This window comes from Pseudomonas agarici (assembly GCF_001543125.1).
Classification (GTDB): Bacteria; Pseudomonadota; Gammaproteobacteria; order Pseudomonadales; family Pseudomonadaceae; genus Aquipseudomonas; species Aquipseudomonas agarici.
Map to the genome: position 1 here is coordinate 3152056 of NZ_CP014135.1, position 16743 is coordinate 3168798.

At 60.6% G+C, this 16743-nt stretch carries 14 protein-coding genes and 1 pseudogene; 8 read left to right on the plus strand and 7 right to left on the minus strand.

Going from position 1 to position 16743, the window contains the following annotated elements; all coding sequences use genetic code 11:
* Nucleotides 1–51: 51 nt before the first annotated feature.
* Entirely contained in the window at nt 52–501 is a 450-nt protein-coding gene (locus AWM79_RS25005) for a hypothetical protein (protein ID WP_086009305.1), read from the minus strand.
* A gap of 232 nt (nt 502–733) precedes the next feature.
* On the opposite strand from AWM79_RS25005, the gene AWM79_RS13770 reads away from it, so the two are divergent.
* Nucleotides 734–1549: an alpha/beta fold hydrolase gene (locus AWM79_RS13770; protein WP_060783081.1), complete on the plus strand. Its 816-nt coding sequence runs from the start codon at nt 734–736 to the stop codon at nt 1547–1549.
* 134 nt (nt 1550–1683) lie between these two features.
* Entirely contained in the window at nt 1684–2349 is a 666-nt protein-coding gene (locus AWM79_RS13775; protein ID WP_060783082.1) for a glutathione S-transferase family protein, read from the plus strand.
* 123 nt (nt 2350–2472) lie between these two features.
* Here the strand turns inward: AWM79_RS13775 and AWM79_RS13780 are convergent, their stop codons facing one another.
* Nucleotides 2473–2811, minus strand: a complete 339-nt coding sequence (locus tag AWM79_RS13780; protein WP_060783083.1) for a hypothetical protein — start codon at nt 2809–2811, stop codon at nt 2473–2475.
* 758 nt (nt 2812–3569) lie between these two features.
* Between AWM79_RS13780 and hflK (AWM79_RS13785) the strand changes: the two genes are divergently transcribed.
* From hflK (AWM79_RS13785) to cfaB, 5 genes are all read left to right on the plus strand, one after another.
* Nucleotides 3570–5531 (plus strand): protease modulator HflK, encoded by a 1962-nt coding sequence (hflK, locus tag AWM79_RS13785; protein ID WP_017132291.1) that lies wholly within the window; start codon nt 3570–3572, stop codon nt 5529–5531.
* The gene (gene hflC, locus AWM79_RS13790; protein WP_017132292.1) at nt 5528–6550 is read left to right on the plus strand and encodes a protease modulator HflC; all 1023 of its coding nucleotides are present in this window, start codon (nt 5528–5530) and stop codon (nt 6548–6550) included. Before hflK (AWM79_RS13785) ends, hflC begins: the two co-directional genes overlap by 4 nt.
* On the plus strand, nt 6547–7605 hold the full coding sequence (hflK, locus tag AWM79_RS13795; protein WP_017132293.1) for a protease modulator HflK: 1059 nt from the start codon (nt 6547–6549) through the stop codon (nt 7603–7605). The genes hflC and hflK (AWM79_RS13795) overlap by 4 nt, the downstream gene beginning before the upstream one ends.
* Nucleotides 7602–9509, plus strand: coding sequence for a heavy metal translocating P-type ATPase (locus tag AWM79_RS13800; RefSeq protein ID WP_060783084.1), 1908 nt, complete (start codon nt 7602–7604; stop codon nt 9507–9509). Before hflK (AWM79_RS13795) ends, AWM79_RS13800 begins: the two co-directional genes overlap by 4 nt.
* A 298-nt stretch (nt 9510–9807) precedes the next feature.
* Nucleotides 9808–10992, plus strand: a complete 1185-nt coding sequence (gene cfaB / locus AWM79_RS13805) for a C17 cyclopropane fatty acid synthase CfaB (RefSeq protein ID WP_017132295.1) — start codon at nt 9808–9810, stop codon at nt 10990–10992.
* Nucleotides 10993–11130: 138 nt separating this feature from the next.
* Here cfaB and cls read toward each other — a convergent pair whose 3' ends face one another.
* Nucleotides 11131–12570, minus strand: coding sequence for a cardiolipin synthase (gene cls / locus AWM79_RS13810; protein WP_017132296.1), 1440 nt, complete (start codon nt 12568–12570; stop codon nt 11131–11133).
* Between the two features lie 128 nt (nt 12571–12698).
* On the opposite strand from cls, the gene AWM79_RS13815 reads away from it, so the two are divergent.
* Nucleotides 12699–13214 carry a DUF3617 domain-containing protein gene (locus AWM79_RS13815; protein WP_017132297.1) on the plus strand — a complete coding sequence of 172 codons (516 nt, stop codon included), beginning with the start codon at nt 12699–12701 and terminating at the stop codon, nt 13212–13214.
* Between the two features lie 132 nt (nt 13215–13346).
* On the opposite strand, the gene AWM79_RS13820 is transcribed toward AWM79_RS13815, so the two are convergent.
* The 4 genes and pseudogenes from AWM79_RS13820 to folE2 all read right to left on the minus strand — a co-directional run bounded on the left by AWM79_RS13820 (nt 13347) and on the right by folE2 (nt 16671).
* Nucleotides 13347–14234: a metal ABC transporter substrate-binding protein gene (locus AWM79_RS13820; protein WP_017132298.1), complete on the minus strand. Its 888-nt coding sequence runs from the start codon at nt 14232–14234 to the stop codon at nt 13347–13349.
* 11 nt (nt 14235–14245) lie between these two features.
* Complete coding sequence (locus AWM79_RS13825) at nt 14246–15112, minus strand: metal ABC transporter permease (RefSeq protein ID WP_017132299.1); 867 nt, start codon at nt 15110–15112, stop codon at nt 14246–14248.
* Entirely contained in the window at nt 15112–15780 is a 669-nt protein-coding gene (locus tag AWM79_RS13830; RefSeq protein WP_017132300.1) for a metal ABC transporter ATP-binding protein, read from the minus strand. Before AWM79_RS13830 ends, AWM79_RS13825 begins: the two co-directional genes overlap by 1 nt.
* Nucleotides 15777–16671: pseudogene (gene folE2 / locus AWM79_RS13835) on the minus strand (GTP cyclohydrolase FolE2). Before folE2 ends, AWM79_RS13830 begins: the two are co-directional and overlap by 4 nt.
* Between the last annotated feature and the right edge of the window lie 72 nt (nt 16672–16743).

Sequence of the window (16743 nt, forward strand, 5' to 3'; positions counted from 1 at the left end):
TTGTTATGGTTGTGCTGAATACTCGATCCGAAGGATCTGTCTGAATGTCTTTCAGTCCAACAGGGAAACCCCGCACCCGCGGTAGTCTCGATCCCCGACCTTGAGTAGCACGCTCGCTTCGAATTCCTGGCCACTCATATCGTCGATACAGGTTTTGCGGTCGATCAGCACCTGGATTTCGGTACCGTCAGCGGCGTTACCGAAGAAGCCCTCAGGGGTTACTTCGGTCTTCGCAACATCGGTTTTCTGCTCGCCGTAGTACATTTCCAAATGCAGCGCTGGAGTTTTGCCTCGACCGACCTCCACCGACCAACCCGGTTCATTACCCACGGCGCGAAAGCTGACATTGCGTTTTTTGGCTTTAACCCAGGGTGAGTTCGGGGAGTCGAACGTATGATCGGACAGGGTGCTTTTTGGCGGCACGTCCTTGGAAGTTGTTGACTGATCGCATCCGGCAAGCGAAAACAGCAATACAACGCAGAGAAACTGGGTAGAAGTCATGAAGGCAATTTCTGTGCTTGAAAGCCCACGAGGTTAGCGCAGTCGCCTGGATCAGACGGAAAACGAAGGTTTCAAAGTGTAAAAAACGCAATCCTCATGAATAAAAGTTCGCGGCCAGGTGGCCTGCTACCTCAGATTTCTGGCGTGCGTGCCCTGTACGGTCAATACTGTTCGATGGCTTATTATCGCCTCCGGGCATTCGTTGTTTGATCCACGACATGAGGGAGATTCAATGTCAGTTGCGACTATCGATGGGCAATCGGTTCATTACCTGGACCAGGGCGCGGGCGACGTGGTTGTCCTCGGCTCCAGCTACCTGTGGGACAGCGCCATGTGGGCACCCCAGGTCGCCGTTTTGGCCCAGCACTACCGAGTGATCGTGCCGGAGCTCTGGGGTCATGGGCAATCCGGATCACTGCCAGAAAATACCCACAGCCTGGATGATCTGGCCAACCAGACCCTGGCCCTGCTCGATCATCTGGATATCCAGCGTTTCAGCGTGGTCGGCTTGTCAGTCGGTGGTATGTGGGGTGCGCGTCTGGCGCTGGCTGCGCCACAGCGTATTCGCGGGCTCGTGCTGATGGACACCTATGCCGGTGCCGAACCGGAAGGCACCCGGCAGGATTACTTCTCCATGCTGAAGATGATCGAGGACACCGGCAGTATTCCACCACCGTTGCTCGACGCCATCGTGCCGATTTTCTTCAAGGCCGGCATCGACCCTGAAACGCCGTACTACCAGAGCTTCCGCGCTTCGCTGACGACCTATTCCAGCGAGCGCCTGCGCAACAGCATCGTGCCCCTGGGTCGCCTGATCTTTGGTCGGGACGATCGTCTGGCGGCGCTCGCGGCCCTTGATGCCGAGCGCACACTGGTGATGTGTGGCGAGCAGGACAAACCACGCCCGCCGAGTGAAGCGCGGGAGATGGCCGAACTAATCGGTTGCCCGTATATCGGCATTCCCGAGGCCGGCCATATCTCCAGCATCGAGAACCCGGCATTCGTTAACCAGGCACTGTTGGCATTTCTGGCAAAATTGCCCAGGTAATTAACTTGGCTTTTTGGGGCGCTGATAGACGAAAAAAAGTGACCGATGGTACATCTGTTGTTTTCATTGAAGGTGGAAGATGATGCCATGGGTGTGAACCATCCTGGTTCGCCTACTGCCCCGTGGAGTCACTCATGCCCCAGACTGCCATCAAGCTCTACAACTTTTCCCGTTCCGGTCATGCTCATCGTGTCGAATTGATGCTGTCGCTGCTTGGTCTTCCGGTCGAACTGATCCATGTGGATCTTCCCAGTGGCGCTCACAAGAAATCGGATTACCTGGCACTGAACGCTTTTGGCCAAGTGCCGCTGATCGACGACCAGGGTGTGATCCTGGCCGACTCCAATGCGATCCTGGTGTACCTGGCACACAAATACGGCGACGGTCGTTGGTTGCCAACCGATCCGGTGGGCGCCGCCCGCGTTCAGCGCTGGTTGTCGGTGGCGGCGGGGGAGATTGCCTTCGGTCCGGCGCGAGCAAGATTGATCACGGTGTTTGGCGCCCCTTTTGACGCCGAGGACGCTATCAGCCGTTCCCACGCATTGCTCCAGGTGCTTGAGCAGGAGTTGAGCCATACGCCGTATCTGGTGGGCAGCGAGCCGACCATTGCCGATGTCGCTGGCTATAGCTACGTGGCCCATGCGCCGGAAGGTAACGTATCGCTGGCCGACTACCCGAATGTGCGGGTCTGGTTGGCGCGTATCGAAGCCCTGCCAGGCTTTGTGCCGATGCCGCGGACCGCTGTCGGTTTGCAGAGCGCCGGAGGCGGTGAGACCCGCAGCGGCACGAAGTCGCCATGATTGCTCTTTTGGGCAGTTGAATAGTGCCATCCATGACAAGGGCTGACATTAGCGTCTGGATAAAACTGCAGGCCCATAGCCATGAATCCAGCTACTACGTGCCTGGATTCATGGGCAGGACGGTTAAGAGAGTATCTTATTGGTATCGCTGCTCAATGCAGGATCTTCGAGATAGGTCGTCGAGGGATAATGTGAGTCGGTATGGAAATCGATGCGCGGACCCCGAACCGTAATCAGTCTGGCGTCGACTGTTATGCAGAGCGTCTGGCCGCTCTTGAAGGTCAGGCGATGAACTTTTTCATCGTCTTGCTGGTGAATCTCATGACTGATCAAATCCAGCAGGTTGTTCAATGCCAACCGCGCTCCGGGTTGATTGATGGTCAGGCAACTCATGCTGCTGGAATGACCGACAGGCCTTGGAGGCCGTTGGAAATAACGATATTGACTCAGGTTTCGACTCATGGCGGCTCCGTCGCTCGGAGTGCGTGTCGAGTGTTGGCGATATTATGGGTCACCGGCACGCACGGAGTGTATCAAGTGTTTTGGCCGTTTGGCCTATAGTTATGGATTTTCGAGTTTATAGGCTCGACTACATGAATATTTCAACAAGCAACAGAAGTGTTCGACTTCTATTGCCAGGCTTCAGGCACTATCTTCAACTTTTTCAATGACCTCGCGTTTAATAGGATGGGATTTCGGAAAAGGTGCCATATAAATATTCAAGTGGCAGGATGTTAGTCACTGGTGAATCGCCAATCAAGCCGCGTAGCTATTGAATTTTGTTACATTGGTGTCGTTTTTGATAGTAGCAGTTTATCTGGATATGTCGGTCTGTAGGAGTGGTTTTAAATATATGTAAGAACAATCTTTTTTCGATTTTCACATATTATGACAACACTACTCGGAGCTATAGGTGTCCTGGGTTCTATTGTGCGCTTTATGGCGCTTCATGGCCGGCAATCACTTGCGCGAGGAGCCGACATCCAGGTGTACAGGCCTATGGAGGCTATCGGTATGCCCGGAGCAATGCCGGAGTTTTTCGGTGGCGTGAATAAAAAGTGCGTTGTGAACAAAAAATTCACTCTTTCTGTTATATCGTAACCAAATGCTTCAAGGTGTCCGACGATGCGCACCGTCATGGTGGCTCGACGAGAATCTCGGCACGCCAGTGATTTTGACGATGGATGACCTCGATGGTGGCATCGGGTTTTGGAGTAGACATGCGAGTGGATCTTGAAGCGCCGAAGGCCGATCTGGAAAGCCTGCCGCGCTTCCAACGTGCGGGTTATCAGGCTCGCCGGCTACGGTGGCTGGGAATCGGCCTGACCGGCCTGGCGGTCAGTGGCCTGGTGGTGGGGTTCTTTGTCGGGCTCTTTGCGCCGACTTCGATCTGGTCGATGTTGCTGAACAATAACGTCGCTGCGCTGCTGGTGGTGGTCGCGGCGTTGCAATCGGCCGCCGGGGTGGCACGCTGGCGCGAGCAGGCGAGGTCGCCGATCGCGGTCGAAACCGGCGAGGTTTTCGCACCACCGCCACTTGAACTGCCGGGAGCCTATGAACGGCTGGTCGCTCGCTGCAACAGCGTCTGGCGCAACGCCCTGGTCCAGATCGGCCCCGACACGCTATGGCTGGCCGGCTGGTCGTTGCTGGCACTGTGGAGTATCGAGCAGGCTTGGAGTCTGGCGCCGGTCGGGACAGACCTGGGCCTGAGCGGCTCCGTCGCGGCGGCGCTGGGCCTGCTGTTGGCGTTCGTCCTGCTGGTGTTGGAGCGTCAGCTTGCCCAGGCCCATGATGCCGAATGGCCGGAGGCGCAGGCCCTGGCCCAAGTGCTCAGGGTCGCGATCACAGTGCTGGCGTTCAGCGCCCTGTGCCTGTTATTCAGCGGTCCGCAGGCTTTGTGGCCGGCCCGCCTGGCCGCGCTGATCGGCCTGTTGCCGGCCGCTGTGGCGGCGGAGCTGCTGCTACGGGCGCTGCTGTCGCTGTTCAGCCCTCGCCGTGAACGCCTTGAGCCCCGGCTGATCGCCACCAGCTTTATTGCCGGATTGCTGCGTTGGCCGCCGCGGCCGTTGATGGCGCTGCAAGATGAACTGCACAACCGCTTCGGCATTGACCTGCGCCAGATCTGGGCCTTCAGCTTTATGCGCCGGGCGTTTATCCCGGTGCTGGCGGTGGTCATGGCGGTCGGTTGGTTGCTGAGCGGGATCAGCGAAGTACCGCTTCAGGGCCGCGGTATCTATGAACGGTTCGGCAAACCCGTGGAGGTTTTCGGCCCTGGGCTGCATATCGGTCTGCCCTGGCCGTTGGGTCGCGTGCTGGCGGTGGAAAACGGCGTGGTCCACGAACTGGCGACCAGCGTCGACGCCGCCTCAGCCGAACTCGAATCCGCCGAAGGCCCGCCACCTGCCAGCGCCAATCGGTTGTGGGATGCCAGTCATGTGAACGAAAAGTCCCAGGTGATCGCCAGCAGCAGCGGCGACAAGCAGGGCTTTCAGATCGTCAACATGGATGTGCGATTTGTCTATCGTATCGGCCTGAGCGATCAGGCGGCACTGGCAGCCACCTATAACAGCGCCGATGTCCCGACGCTGATTCGCAGCACTGCCAGCCGGGTGCTTGTGCATGATTTCGCCTCGCGCACCCTCGACGGCCTGTTGGGCGAACAACGCGGCGCGCTGGCTGACGATATCGGTCGTGCGGTGCAGGCCGACCTGCAGCAACTCGACAGCGGCGTGGAGATCCTCGCCACGGTGGTGGAGGCGATTCACCCGCCGGCCGGTGCGGCTAATGCCTATCACGCGGTGCAGGCCGCACAGATCAGCGCTCAGGCCCTGATCTCGCGTGAGCGCGGTGCCGCCAGCGAACAAGCTAACCAGGCGCAATTGCAGGCCAGCATTCTCCGTGACCAGGCTGAGGCGACGGCGCGTGAAGTGCAGGCCGACGCTCGGGCGGCGGACCTGCGTTTCACCGCCGAACAGAAAGCTTATGCCCAGGCCGGACGGGCTTTCGTGCTGGAGCAGTACCTGGCACGACTGAGCCAGGGGCTGGGCAAGGCCAGGTTGCTTATTCTCGATCATCGTCTGGGGGGCCACAGTGCGCCCACCATTGATCTGCGTTCATTCACGCTGCCGGTCGATCCTTCGTCGCCGCCGCGTAAAGCCGTTCAGCAAGGAGTCACCCCTTGAGTCTGTCTCATTCACACGACCATCACGATCATGCCGGTCATGGTCATCATCACGGCCACCATCATCATGCTGGCGAAGGCGCCAGCGCCGGACCTTTTCCGTGGCGACGCATGGGCTGGGTGCTGTTGCTGATTCTGTTCGCGGTCGCTGCGGCGAGCCTGGTGCAGGTGCGTTCCGGCGAGGCCACGGTGATCACCCGCTTCGGCAACCCATCGCGGGTGTTGCTGGAGCCGGGCCTCGGTTGGCGCTGGCCGGCACCGTTCGAAGCGGCGATTCCGGTCGATCTGCGCCTGCGCACCACCTCCAGCGGCTTGCAGGATGTCGGTACCCGCGATGGCCTGCGCATCATCATCCAGGCCTACGTGGCGTGGCAGGTCCAGGGCGACCCGCAGAATGTCGAGCGCTTCATGCGTGCGGTGCGCAATCAGCCGGACGAAGCGGCACGGCAGATTCGCACCTTCGTCGGCTCGGCCCTGGAAACCACCGCCGCCAGCTTCGACCTGTCGAGCCTGGTCAACACCGATGCCAGCCAAGTACGGATCGCCGATTTCGAAGCGCATTTGCGCCAGCAGATCGACCAGCAATTGCTTTCGACCTATGGCGTGCGAGTTTTGCAGGTCGGCGTCGAGCGCCTGACTTTACCGTCGGTCACGCTCTCGGCCACTGTCGACCGGATGCGTGCCGAACGTGAAACCATCGCCACCGAACGCACGGCAATCGGCAAACGCGAAGCCGCGCAGATCCGTTCCGCCGCCGAACGCGACGCGCGCATTCTGCAAGCCGATGCCACGGTCAAGGCGGCGGATATCGAAGCGCAGTCGCGGGTCGAGGCGGCCCAGATCTACGGGCGGGCCTACGCCGGTTCGCCACAGTTGTACAACTTGCTGCGTTCACTGGACACCCTTGGCACCATCGTCACCCCCGGCAGCCGGTTGATCCTACGCACCGACGCGGCGCCGTTCCGGATTTTGGTGGACGGTCCGCCCGGCGCTGATGGCAAGAGTGGATCGCAGCCATGAACGAGCGTCCTGAACAGGAAACGGGTCTGCACAGCCCGTGGATTCAGGCTGGGCGCCTGGCGTTTCTCGGCCTGTATGGGGTGACGCTGCTGGCGGCGTTGGCCTGGGTCTTTTCCAATGTCCGGCAGATCGACCCACAGGACCGTGCGGTGGTTCTGCGTCTCGGCGCACTGGAACGGGTCCAGGATGCCGGGCTGTTGTTGGCCTGGCCGCAGCCGTTCGAGCAGGTGGTGATTCTGCCAGCGGCGGATCGGGTGATCGAGCGTCGAGTGCAAGGCCTGTTGCGCTCCGATGCAGCCCTGAAGGCTGATCGCCAGGCGGCCCTGACGACACCGGTCAACGACACGCTGGCCGGCTCCGGTTACCTGTTGACCGGCGATGCGGGAGTGGTGCAACTGGATGTGCGGGTGTTCTACAAGGTCACCGACCCCTACGCCTTTGTGCTCCAGGCCGAGCATGTGCTACCGGCCCTCGACCGGATTGTCACCCGCAGCGCTGTGGCGCTGACGGCGGCGCGTGACCTGGACACCATCCTGGTGGCTCGGCCCGAACTGCTCGGCAGCGACGGCCAGGCCGCCGAACGTCGTGAGCGCTTGCGGGGCGATCTGTTACAGGGGGTCAACCGGCGTCTGGCCGAGCTAGCGACCACCGGGCAGGGGATTGGCGTCGAAGTGGCGCGGGTCGACGTGCAGTCGAGCCTGCCAGGCCCGGCTGTGAATGCCTTCAACGCGGTGCTGACTGCGAGTCAGCAGGCGGACAAGGCCGTTGCCAATGCCCATAACGAAGCGGCCAAGCTCAGCCAGTCGGCGACCCAGGACGCTGATCGTCTGGTCCGGGTCGCCGAGGCTCAGGCCAGCGAGCGCCTGGCCAAGGCTCAGGCCGATACGGCGACGGTGATGAGTCTGGCCAAGGCGCAGCAGGACGGCAGCGATCCGGGCCTGTTGCTGCGTCTGTACCGCGAGCGTTTGCCGAAGATTCTCGGTCAAGCCGGGTCGGTGACCACGGTCGATCCTCGAGACGATGCCCGCCTGATCATCCAGGGAGCTGAACAATGAGTAGTCACCTCGCACTACCTGCACCAAGCCTGTTGAGCGGCGCCGAACAACGCAGCGCGGCGCGCCAGTTGGTGCTGGCGATGCTTGCCCTTGGTCTGCTCGGCCTGGGCCTGGTGTGGCGCTGGCTGGCGCCCGAACAGACCGGTGTCAGCCAGTTACTGCTGGGTTTCGCCTCGATTCTGGTGGCCGTGCCGGTGATGCGCTCGGCGTGGTACAGCCTGCGCTATCCGAGCTTGCACGGGATCACCGACCAGTTGATCGCTCTGGCGATGCTCGGTGCCTGGGCCACCGGCGACCTGCTGACCGCCGCCTTGCTGCCGATCATTATGATCTTCGGTCATGTGCTTGAAGAGCGTAGCGTGATCGGCTCTCAGGAAGCCATAGGCGCCCTTGGCCGCCTGACCCGCAGTCATGCTCGCTGTGTACAGGCCGATGGCAGCGTGCTGGAAGTGGATAACGCCACGCTCAAGGCTGGCGACCAGGTCGAGGTACGCGCCGGCGACCGGGTGCCAGCCGATGGCGTGGTGCTGTCGGGCCAGGCGAGCCTGGACACCGCACCAATCACTGGCGAGTCAGTGCCGCTGGAAGCTTGCGCCGGGGTGCTGGTGTTCGGTGGGGCGATTAATCTCGGTGGCTTGCTGCGTATCGAAGTGACCCGGACCGGCGATGAGTCGACCCTGGGTAAGGTCATTGCATTGATGCAGAGCGCCGAACGGGCGAAACCGCCGATCACCCGTCTGCTGGAGCGTTATGCCGGCAGCTATATGGTGTTGGTGCTGATGATTGCGGCGGTCACTTGGTTTGTCACTCACAATGCCCAAGCGATGCTCGCGGTACTGGTGGCGGCCTGTCCTTGTGCGTTGGTGCTGTCGGCGCCGGCAACGGCGGTTGCCGGGATCGCAGTGGCGGCGCGGCACGGTATCCTGATTCGCAGTTCGGCGTTTCTCGAAGAACTGGCGGACTTGACCTCGCTGGTGGTAGACAAGACCGGCACCTTGACCCATGGCACCCTGCGCCTGCACTCGTTGCAAACCGAGGTTGTCGATCAGGCGCCCTTGCTGAGTCTGGCCGCCAGCCTTGGTTCGGCCAGCAGCCATCCCGTCAGTCGGGCGCTGGCCGGATTGGTGGTGCCGACGCAGTGGATTGAATTGAGCGAGGTCCATGAGCGCCAGGGACTGGGTGTCGTGGCGCGTACAGCTCAGGGCCAGGCGGCGCTGGGCCGGCCCGAGCTGTTTAAGCAACTGGCAATTGCCACACCGGCGGTGCCCGAGCACGACGGGCCGATTGCCGGATTGGCGCTCAATGGCGAGTTTCTCGCCTGGTTGTTGTTGGCCGACAGCGTCAAGCCTGAAGCCCGCCAGGCGTTGGCCGAGTTGCGCGAGCTGGGGTTGGGTCGGCAACTGCTGTTGACGGGTGATCGTCAGAGCGTAGCGGACAGCTTGGCGCGGGAAGTCGGAATCAGCGATATCGAGGCCCAGGCCTTGCCCGAGGACAAGCTCACCCGCGTGCTCGGTGAGATCGGTAGCGGCTTCCGACCGATGGTCGTGGGAGATGGTATCAACGACTCGCTGGCGCTCAAGGCCGGGGTGGTGGGTGTGGCAATGGGCGCGGGTGGGGCGGATATCGCCCTGGCTTCGGCGGACGTGGTGTTGATCGGCAGCGACCTGCGTCGCCTGGGGACCTGTGTACGCCTGAGCCGCCAGTGCCGACGAACCCTGCAAGCCAATGTGGTGATCGGCCTGGGCTGGACCCTGGCCATTGTCGCGGCGGCGGCTTTCGGCTGGCTGGGGGCGGCGGGCGCGATGATTGCGGCGTTGCTGCACAACCTCAGTACCTTGCTGGTGCTGGGCAATGCCGGACGCCTGCTGCGATTCCAGGAACCATTGCCCAAATTACCCGAATGACTGGCCGCAAGCTCGATGGGGCGCAATGGTAGGCGCCGGTTTATGCGGGGGCTTGCCCATGAAGCTTTGGTGGTATCAAGGCTGCTTTCGTGGGTAAGCCCGCTGCGTTTATCGGGTTTTGCGAGATTTCAAGGTCTCTATTTTTTCGAATATTTTTGTCGAGGGTTGTAACGACAGAAAGCGACCGTTCTCCAATGTCGGATTAACCCCATAATTCGGGACTATTATCTCGATAGGCTGACAGTTCCCGTGGATGCGCTACCCTTTAATCAGACGTCTGAAACAAGAGGGACCATTCATGCTCGCGCAACTTCCACCGGCCTTACAGAATCTTCAGCTACCGCTACGTCTAAGACTCTGGGACGGCCATGAATTCAATCTTGGGCCGACGCCCCGGGTCACCATCATCGTCAACGACCCGCAGTTGGTCGCGCAATTCACTCATCCCACGCTGGATTTGCTGGGCACTGCGTTTGTCGAGGGCAAGCTGGAGCTCGAAGGCTCGGTCAGTGAAGTGGTGCGAGTCTGTGACGAGTTGAGCCAGGCTTTGCTGGAAGATGAAGGGGACAACCTTCCGGTGCGCCAGGCCCACGATAAGGCAACCGACGCGGCTTCCATTTCCTATCACTATGACCTTTCCAATGAGTTCTACCAGCTCTGGTTGGACCGTGACATGGTCTACTCCTGCGCCTACTTCGAAACCGAAGATGCCAGCCTCGAAGAGGCCCAACAGGCCAAGTTCCGCCACTTGTGTCGCAAGTTGCGCCTGCAACCGGGCGAATACCTGCTGGATGTCGGTTGCGGTTGGGGTGGCCTGGCGCGTTTCGCGGCCCGAGAGTTCGGAGTGAAAGTGTTCGGTATTACGCTAAGCAAGGAACAGTTGGCCCTGGCGAAGGCGCGGGTCATCGCCGAAGGCCTACAGGATAAGGTCGAACTGCAACTGCTCGATTATCGCGATCTGCCTCAGGATGGACGTTTCGACAAGGTGGTCAGTGTCGGCATGTTCGAACATGTCGGCCACGCCAACCTCAAGCAATACAGCGATATCCTGTTCGGTGCGGTACGCGAGGGCGGCCTGGTGATGAACCATGGCATCACTGCCAAGCACACCGACGGGCGTCCGGTCGGGCGCGGGGCTGGGGATTTTATCGATCGTTACGTGTTCCCCAACGGTGAGCTGCCGCACCTGTCGATGATTTCGGCATACATCAGCGAGGCCGGGCTGGAAGTGGTCGACGTGGAAAGCCTGCGACTGCATTACGCCAAAACCCTGAACTTCTGGAGCCAGCGCCTGGAAAACAACCTTGAAGCCGCCGCCCGGCAAGTTCCAAAAAAAGCCCTGCGAATCTGGCGGTTGTATCTGGCCGGTTGCGCCTATGCCTTCGAGAAAGGCTGGATCAATCTACACCAGATCCTCGCGGTAAAACCCTTCGCCGACGGTAGCCATGACCTGCCATGGACCCGCGAGGACTTGTACCGCTAGGCTCTGTATAAATGTATTTGCGCTCGCTCATGCGGTGTTGAAAGCCGGCTCGCCATGCTCATTGACCACTCGTCAACTGCGCTTGCTCGCCTGCTTTCGCCTTGCCTGGCCTTCCCTCGAAAATATTTCGTACAAACCCTAGAGAATCGGCGAGATCAGTCGGGCGACCCGCATGCCGAGTTGTTGCAGACGGTGGGTTTCCCGACTTTCGTCGCGGCTGATCTCCTTGGCCAGGTCAAAGTCCTTCAAGAGCATGTTCTGAACCTCGTCGGCGAAGGCTTTGTCGACCGTTAGCAGCATCACTTCGAAATTCAGCCGGAACGAGCGGTTATCCAGATTCGCGCTGCCGATGGCGCTGATTTCGTTGTCTACCAACACCACCTTCTGATGCAGGAAGCCTGGGCCATAACGGAACACCCGAACCCCGGCCCGCACCGCCTCGAAGGCATAGAGGCTGGAGGCGGCGTAGACGATCCGGTGATCTGGCCGTGAGGGCAGCAGCAGGCGCACGTCCACTCCTCGCAGCACGGCCAGGCGCAGGGCAGCGAACACCGCTTCGTCGGGAATGAAGTAGGGGCTGGTGATCCAGACTCGCTCGCGAGCGGCGTGGATTGCCTCGGCAAAGAATAGTGAACAGGTCTCGAAGGGATCGGCGGGGCCACTGGCAAGCAGTTGGCAGAGCACGCCGTCATCGGGATAGTCGTCTGGCAGGATCAACGGCGGCAACTGTCGCGAGGCCCAGAACCAGTCCTCGGCGAACGACTCCTGCAGGCAGGCCACCACCGGGCCGCTGACCTGCACATGGGTGTCACGCCAGGGCGACAGTGCGGGCCTTGAGCCGAGGTATTCGTCACCGACGTTATGTCCGCCGACAAATCCGGTCAAACCGTCGACCACCACGACCTTGCGGTGATTGCGAAAATTCACCTGGAAGCGGTTGAGCCAGCCGCTACGAGTGGCGAAGGCTTTCACCCGCACACCGCCCCCGCGCAGGGTATCGGCGTAGCCGTGGGGCAGGGCATGGCTGCCGATACCGTCATACAGCAGATAGACCTCGACCCCTTCGGCGGCTTTTTTCAATAGCAGGCTTTGCAGGCGGCGCCCGAGCTGGTCGTCGTGGACGATGAAGAACTGCGCCAGGACGACATGACGAGCCTGGTCGATGGCTTGGAAAATTGCCTCGAAGGTGGCTTCGCCATTGATCAGCAAGCGTACCTGGTTATTCGCCAGGCACGGCATGCGGCCGAGCTTGGGCATTGCCCGCAGCGCGGCATAGGCCTGGGAGTTACTCGCCGCCATGGCTTCCTCGACCCATGGGCGCCAGTTCAGGTCGGCGATGGCCTTGCGCATTTCCACGTTGGCTTGGCGCCTGGCTTTGATATAGGCGTCGAAGGTGCTGCGGCCAAAGACCAGGTAGGGGATCAACGTCAGATAGGGAATAAAAATCAGCGACAGCGCCCAGGCAATCGAGCCCTGTGCGGTGCGCACCGTCAGCACGGCATGGATCGCCGCGACGGTGCCGAGTGAATGAATCAGCGCAATCAGATAGCCGAAAACATGGGGGCCAAAATAATCCATAAGGTCCTGATCCTGATTTCTCGATAACTAACAGACCACGTTCCGTCACGGTTGTCGCTATTTAATTCACCACGCAACCCAAGCATCATTCCAGCGTCTAAGCAGGACAATTCTTTAGGAGCAATACGATGAACCTTCGTCTGCTGGGTCTGACCATCGCCGGTGCTTTCGTGATTCCCGTGGCCCAGGCGCAAGTGCTACAACCCGGTTTGTGGGAGTTGACTTCAAGCAACGTGCAGGTCGAAAACCAATCGCTGGATGTCGGCATGCTGTTGGGCATGCTCAAGCAAAACACCACCCCTGAGCAGCAAGCGGCCCTGGAAAAACAGGGGATCAATCTCGGTGGGCAAGGTGTACGGATGTGCCTGACGCGACAGCAGGTGGCTTCCGAGTCGATTCCGTTGACCGATCCGCAGTCCGGTTGCAGCCAGCAGATTACTGAGCGCAATGGCCCGAACTGGAAGTTCAGGTTCAGTTGTCCGAAGGCTCAGGGAGTGGGCACGGCGCACTTTGTCAGTGATCGCGAGTTCACTACTCAGGTGCGCGGCACCTTCAATGTCACGGGTATTCAGCAGAACGGCAACATGGACACCAAGGCTGTCTGGCTAGGGCAGGATTGTGGAGTGGTCAAGCCGCGCTCCTGAATGGCCCCGTTCCCTGGCGAACTCACGATAGAAATCGAACGCCAAGGAGCATCCGTTTCGCACTCGACCTGCATCCGTGCTGGGGTGCAGAAGCGAAATCATCGAGATAGGCAGCCCGCGCTCACCGAGTAGTCATTGGCTCAGCGCCGCGTGCAGGGTGTTCATGTTGTATTCGAACAGCCCGATGAAGGTGCTCGCCGGACCCTCGGCCGCAAGGGCGTCGGAATACAAGGTGCCGCCGATTCGCGCGGCGCTCTCGTCAGCGATCTGTTTGAGCAGGCGGGCGTCTTTGATGTTCTCTATAAACACGGCCTTGACCCTGTCCTGGCGAATCTGCCGGATCAGGTTGGCGACTTCGGCGGCGGACGGCTCTCGTTCGGTGGACAGGCCCTGGGGGGCGAGAAACTGGATACCGTAGGCCTGGCCCAGATAACCGAAGGCATCATGGGAGGTGACGATACGACGATTGCCGGCTGGCAGGTTGCCGAGTTTGATCTTGGCTTCGGCCAGCAGGCGATGGATCTCTTTCAGGTAGGCCTGGCTGTTGCGGGTATAGTCGTCCTTGTTGGTCGGGTCGACCTGGATCAGTGCCTTGGTGATGTTATTCACATACAGCTCGGCATTCGCCAGGTTGTGCCAGGCGTGTGGATCGGCAAGGGTCTTGCCGTCTTCTTGCAGCGTGTGGGAAATCACTCCCTTGCTGGCGGTGACCACGGTGGCCTTGGTCTCGGTGCTGGTCACCAGGCGATCGAGCCAGGGTTCGAAACCCAGGCCGTTCTTGACGATCAACTTGGCCTTAAGCAACGCCTTGGCGTCATCCGGAGTCGGCTCATAGGTGTGGGCATCGGTGTCCGGGCCGACCATGCCGGTAACCTCGATACGGTCACCGCCGATCTGCTGGGTGATGTCTCGCAGGATGCTGAAGCTGGCGACCACTGCAAGTTTGTCCGCCGCCTGGCTGCTGGACGGATTCAATGACAAAACCAATATGGAGCTGAACAGCACGAAGAGTGCGCGCATCGGATGACACCTCATTGGGACGGCAGGGGCGGTCGGCGCAGCAGACCGTGCACCGGACCGAAAACCACGGACAGCAGATAGAAACCGCCTGCCACCAGCACGATGGCCGGACCGCTGGGCAGCGAATAGTAGAACGACAGCAATAATCCGAAGGCTACCGAGACGCAGCCGATTAGCGCGGCGAGCGCCATCAGCACCGGCAGGCGCCGACTCCAGAAGCGCGAGGCGATGGCCGGCAGCATCATCAGGCTGACCACCATCAGAGCGCCGATGGCCTGGAAGCCGATCACCAGGTTGAGCACCACCAGCGTCAGGAACAAGCCGTGGGCCAGTGGGCCGAGACGGCTGACGGTCTGCAGGAACAACGGGTCGAGGGTGTCCAGCAGCAGCGGACGATAGATCGCCGCGAACAGCAGCACGCTGCTGCCGCAGACCCAGAGCATACCGGTCAGGGTTGGGCCGTCCACCGCCAGCGCCGAGCCGAACAGTAGGTGCAGCAGGTCCAGGCGCTTACCGGCGATGCCCAGGATCAGCACGCCGCTGGCCAGGGAGATCGGATAGATCGCCGCGAGGCTGGCGTCTTCCCGCAGACCGGTGCGGCGGGTGATCCAGGCTGACAGGCCGGCCATGCCCAGGCCCGCACCGAGCCCACCGAGAGCCAGGGCCGGTAGGCTCAGACCGGCGATCCAGAAACCCAGTGCAGCGCCCGGCAGGATGCCGTGGGCCACCGCGTCACCGATCAGGCTCATACGCCGCAGGATCAGGAACACCCCCAGTGGCGCGGTGCTGCAGGCCAGCACCAGGCCGCCGAGCAGGGCCCGGCGCATAAAGACGAAATCCTGGAACGGCTGCCAGAAATGGTGGACGACCATCAGCATCAGGCCACCTGCGTGATCGATTGTTGCACGATCAGTTCAGTGCTGGGCGCCAGCACGCAACCGCTGCTCTTGATTCGCAAGGCGCTGGGAATATGTTGGCGCACAGCGGCCAAGTCATGGCAGGCCAGCATCAGCGTGCGGCCCTGGGCATGCCAGGCGTGAATATGCCTCCACAACAACGCCTGACCTTCCTCGTCGAGGGCGGCATGGGGCTCGTCGAGCAGGAGGATCGGCGCTTCGGCCAGGCTCAGGCGGGCGAGTAGGGCGCGCTGCAACTGACCGCCGGACAAGGCCATTAACGAGCGTTGTTCCAATCCACCCAGGTGCCAGTCGTCGATGACTCCTTGCAGGCGTTCTCTGCGTTGTTGCGGGGTTTGCTGGATGCCCCACAAGCCCGCGGCCACCAGTTCCTGGAGGTTGATGGGAAACTGTCGATCGAGGTGCAGTTGTTGTGGCAGAAATGACAGGTTGCCGCGCCGTGGAACATCCAGGATCACTTTGCCGGCCAATGGTTTTTGCAAACCGGCGATGACTTTCAACAAGCTGCTTTTACCAGTGCCGTTGGCGCCGATCACAGCCGTCAGACTACCGGCGGCCAGTTCGAAATCCACGGCGGGAGTGAGGGGGTGGCCCGGCGCGCCCCAGAGCAGGTGTTGGCACCGGATCATGCCGACCTCCAGTTCCAGCGACTTTCGGCCACGGCATCGTGAGCGTGCAGGCTTTCGGCATGGACCACCCGCAGGTGGAAGCCTTGCACCGCTTCCGAGTACTTGAGCACCCGGTTGAGGCGGCGCGCCGCGTCTTCGCAGAACATCAGGTTCTGGCCATTCGCGAGGGCAAAGGCTTGTTCGTCGGCGCGTTTTACGGCGGTCTGCACCGCGGTGCCGAGGGCGGCCTCGACATCGTTGATCAGCGCTTCGAAGGGCAACCGTCGGATGTTTTCATCAAGGCGAATTTGCAGGTGTGCGATGCTGCGCTGGCTATGAGGCGTAGCAACGATACCTTGGGTGCCACTGAGCCAGTTCAAGATATCGCTGTGCTAGGGGCCTGTTGGCGAAGTCGTTGGCAAATTGCTGCTGGATCAGTTGCCGGGCGAGGGCTGCCGAACAAGGGCAGGTCGAGGAATAGGCGACGTCAATCTTTAGTTCCACGTGGAACATTCCGTTTTTCAGTTCGGCGAGCACACTGACTGGATAGGTTTTCCAGCCGGTCAGCGGACTGACCAACGCCGGGCGTTTGAGCAGCAGATTGCTATGAATACGCAAGTAGGCGTTGCGGGATAAGCCGGCGTGGCTGTCGAGGAATTGCTGTAGCACCTCGCGGATCAGTGCGGGCGCCAGTTCCTGCTGTTCCAGGCGCTCCAAGGCCAGGTACAGGCGTGACATGTGGATGCCACGTGCTTTGCCGTCGTCAAAACTGACACCCGCGTCGGCTTTCGCAGTGAGGCGCTGGCCGTCAATTTCAAGCGGTAGAGCCACGCCGCACATACCCACCCACTCTAAGGGAAAGGCTTGCCGGGATGACTGCGCGGCGATATCCGGCAGCGTCAACGCATTCATGAGCAGGTCCATCGTTGAAAATAAAAAGATATGTTATATCGTTTCCATTGAGTCGACGATGCTTTTTTTCTA

Excerpts from the sequence above, each read along its gene's own strand:
- AWM79_RS25005 (WP_086009305.1), bottom strand. The coding sequence starts at position 501 with ATGACTTCTACCCAGTTTCTCTGCGTTGTATTGCTGTTTTCGCTTGCC.
- AWM79_RS13770 (WP_060783081.1), top strand. The coding sequence starts at position 734 with ATGTCAGTTGCGACTATCGATGGGCAATCGGTTCATTACCTGGACCAG.
- AWM79_RS13775 (WP_060783082.1), top strand. The coding sequence starts at position 1,684 with ATGCCCCAGACTGCCATCAAGCTCTACAACTTTTCCCGTTCCGGTCAT.
- AWM79_RS13780 (WP_060783083.1), bottom strand. The coding sequence starts at position 2,811 with ATGAGTCGAAACCTGAGTCAATATCGTTATTTCCAACGGCCTCCAAGG.
- hflK (WP_017132291.1), top strand. The coding sequence starts at position 3,570 with ATGCGAGTGGATCTTGAAGCGCCGAAGGCCGATCTGGAAAGCCTGCCG.
- hflK (WP_017132293.1), top strand. The coding sequence starts at position 6,547 with ATGAACGAGCGTCCTGAACAGGAAACGGGTCTGCACAGCCCGTGGATT.
- AWM79_RS13800 (WP_060783084.1), top strand. The coding sequence starts at position 7,602 with ATGAGTAGTCACCTCGCACTACCTGCACCAAGCCTGTTGAGCGGCGCC.
- cfaB (WP_017132295.1), top strand. The coding sequence starts at position 9,808 with ATGCTCGCGCAACTTCCACCGGCCTTACAGAATCTTCAGCTACCGCTA.
- cls (WP_017132296.1), bottom strand. The coding sequence starts at position 12,570 with ATGGATTATTTTGGCCCCCATGTTTTCGGCTATCTGATTGCGCTGATT.
- AWM79_RS13815 (WP_017132297.1), top strand. The coding sequence starts at position 12,699 with ATGAACCTTCGTCTGCTGGGTCTGACCATCGCCGGTGCTTTCGTGATT.
- AWM79_RS13820 (WP_017132298.1), bottom strand. The coding sequence starts at position 14,234 with ATGCGCGCACTCTTCGTGCTGTTCAGCTCCATATTGGTTTTGTCATTG.
- AWM79_RS13825 (WP_017132299.1), bottom strand. The coding sequence starts at position 15,112 with ATGCTGATGGTCGTCCACCATTTCTGGCAGCCGTTCCAGGATTTCGTC.
- AWM79_RS13830 (WP_017132300.1), bottom strand. The coding sequence starts at position 15,780 with ATGATCCGGTGCCAACACCTGCTCTGGGGCGCGCCGGGCCACCCCCTC.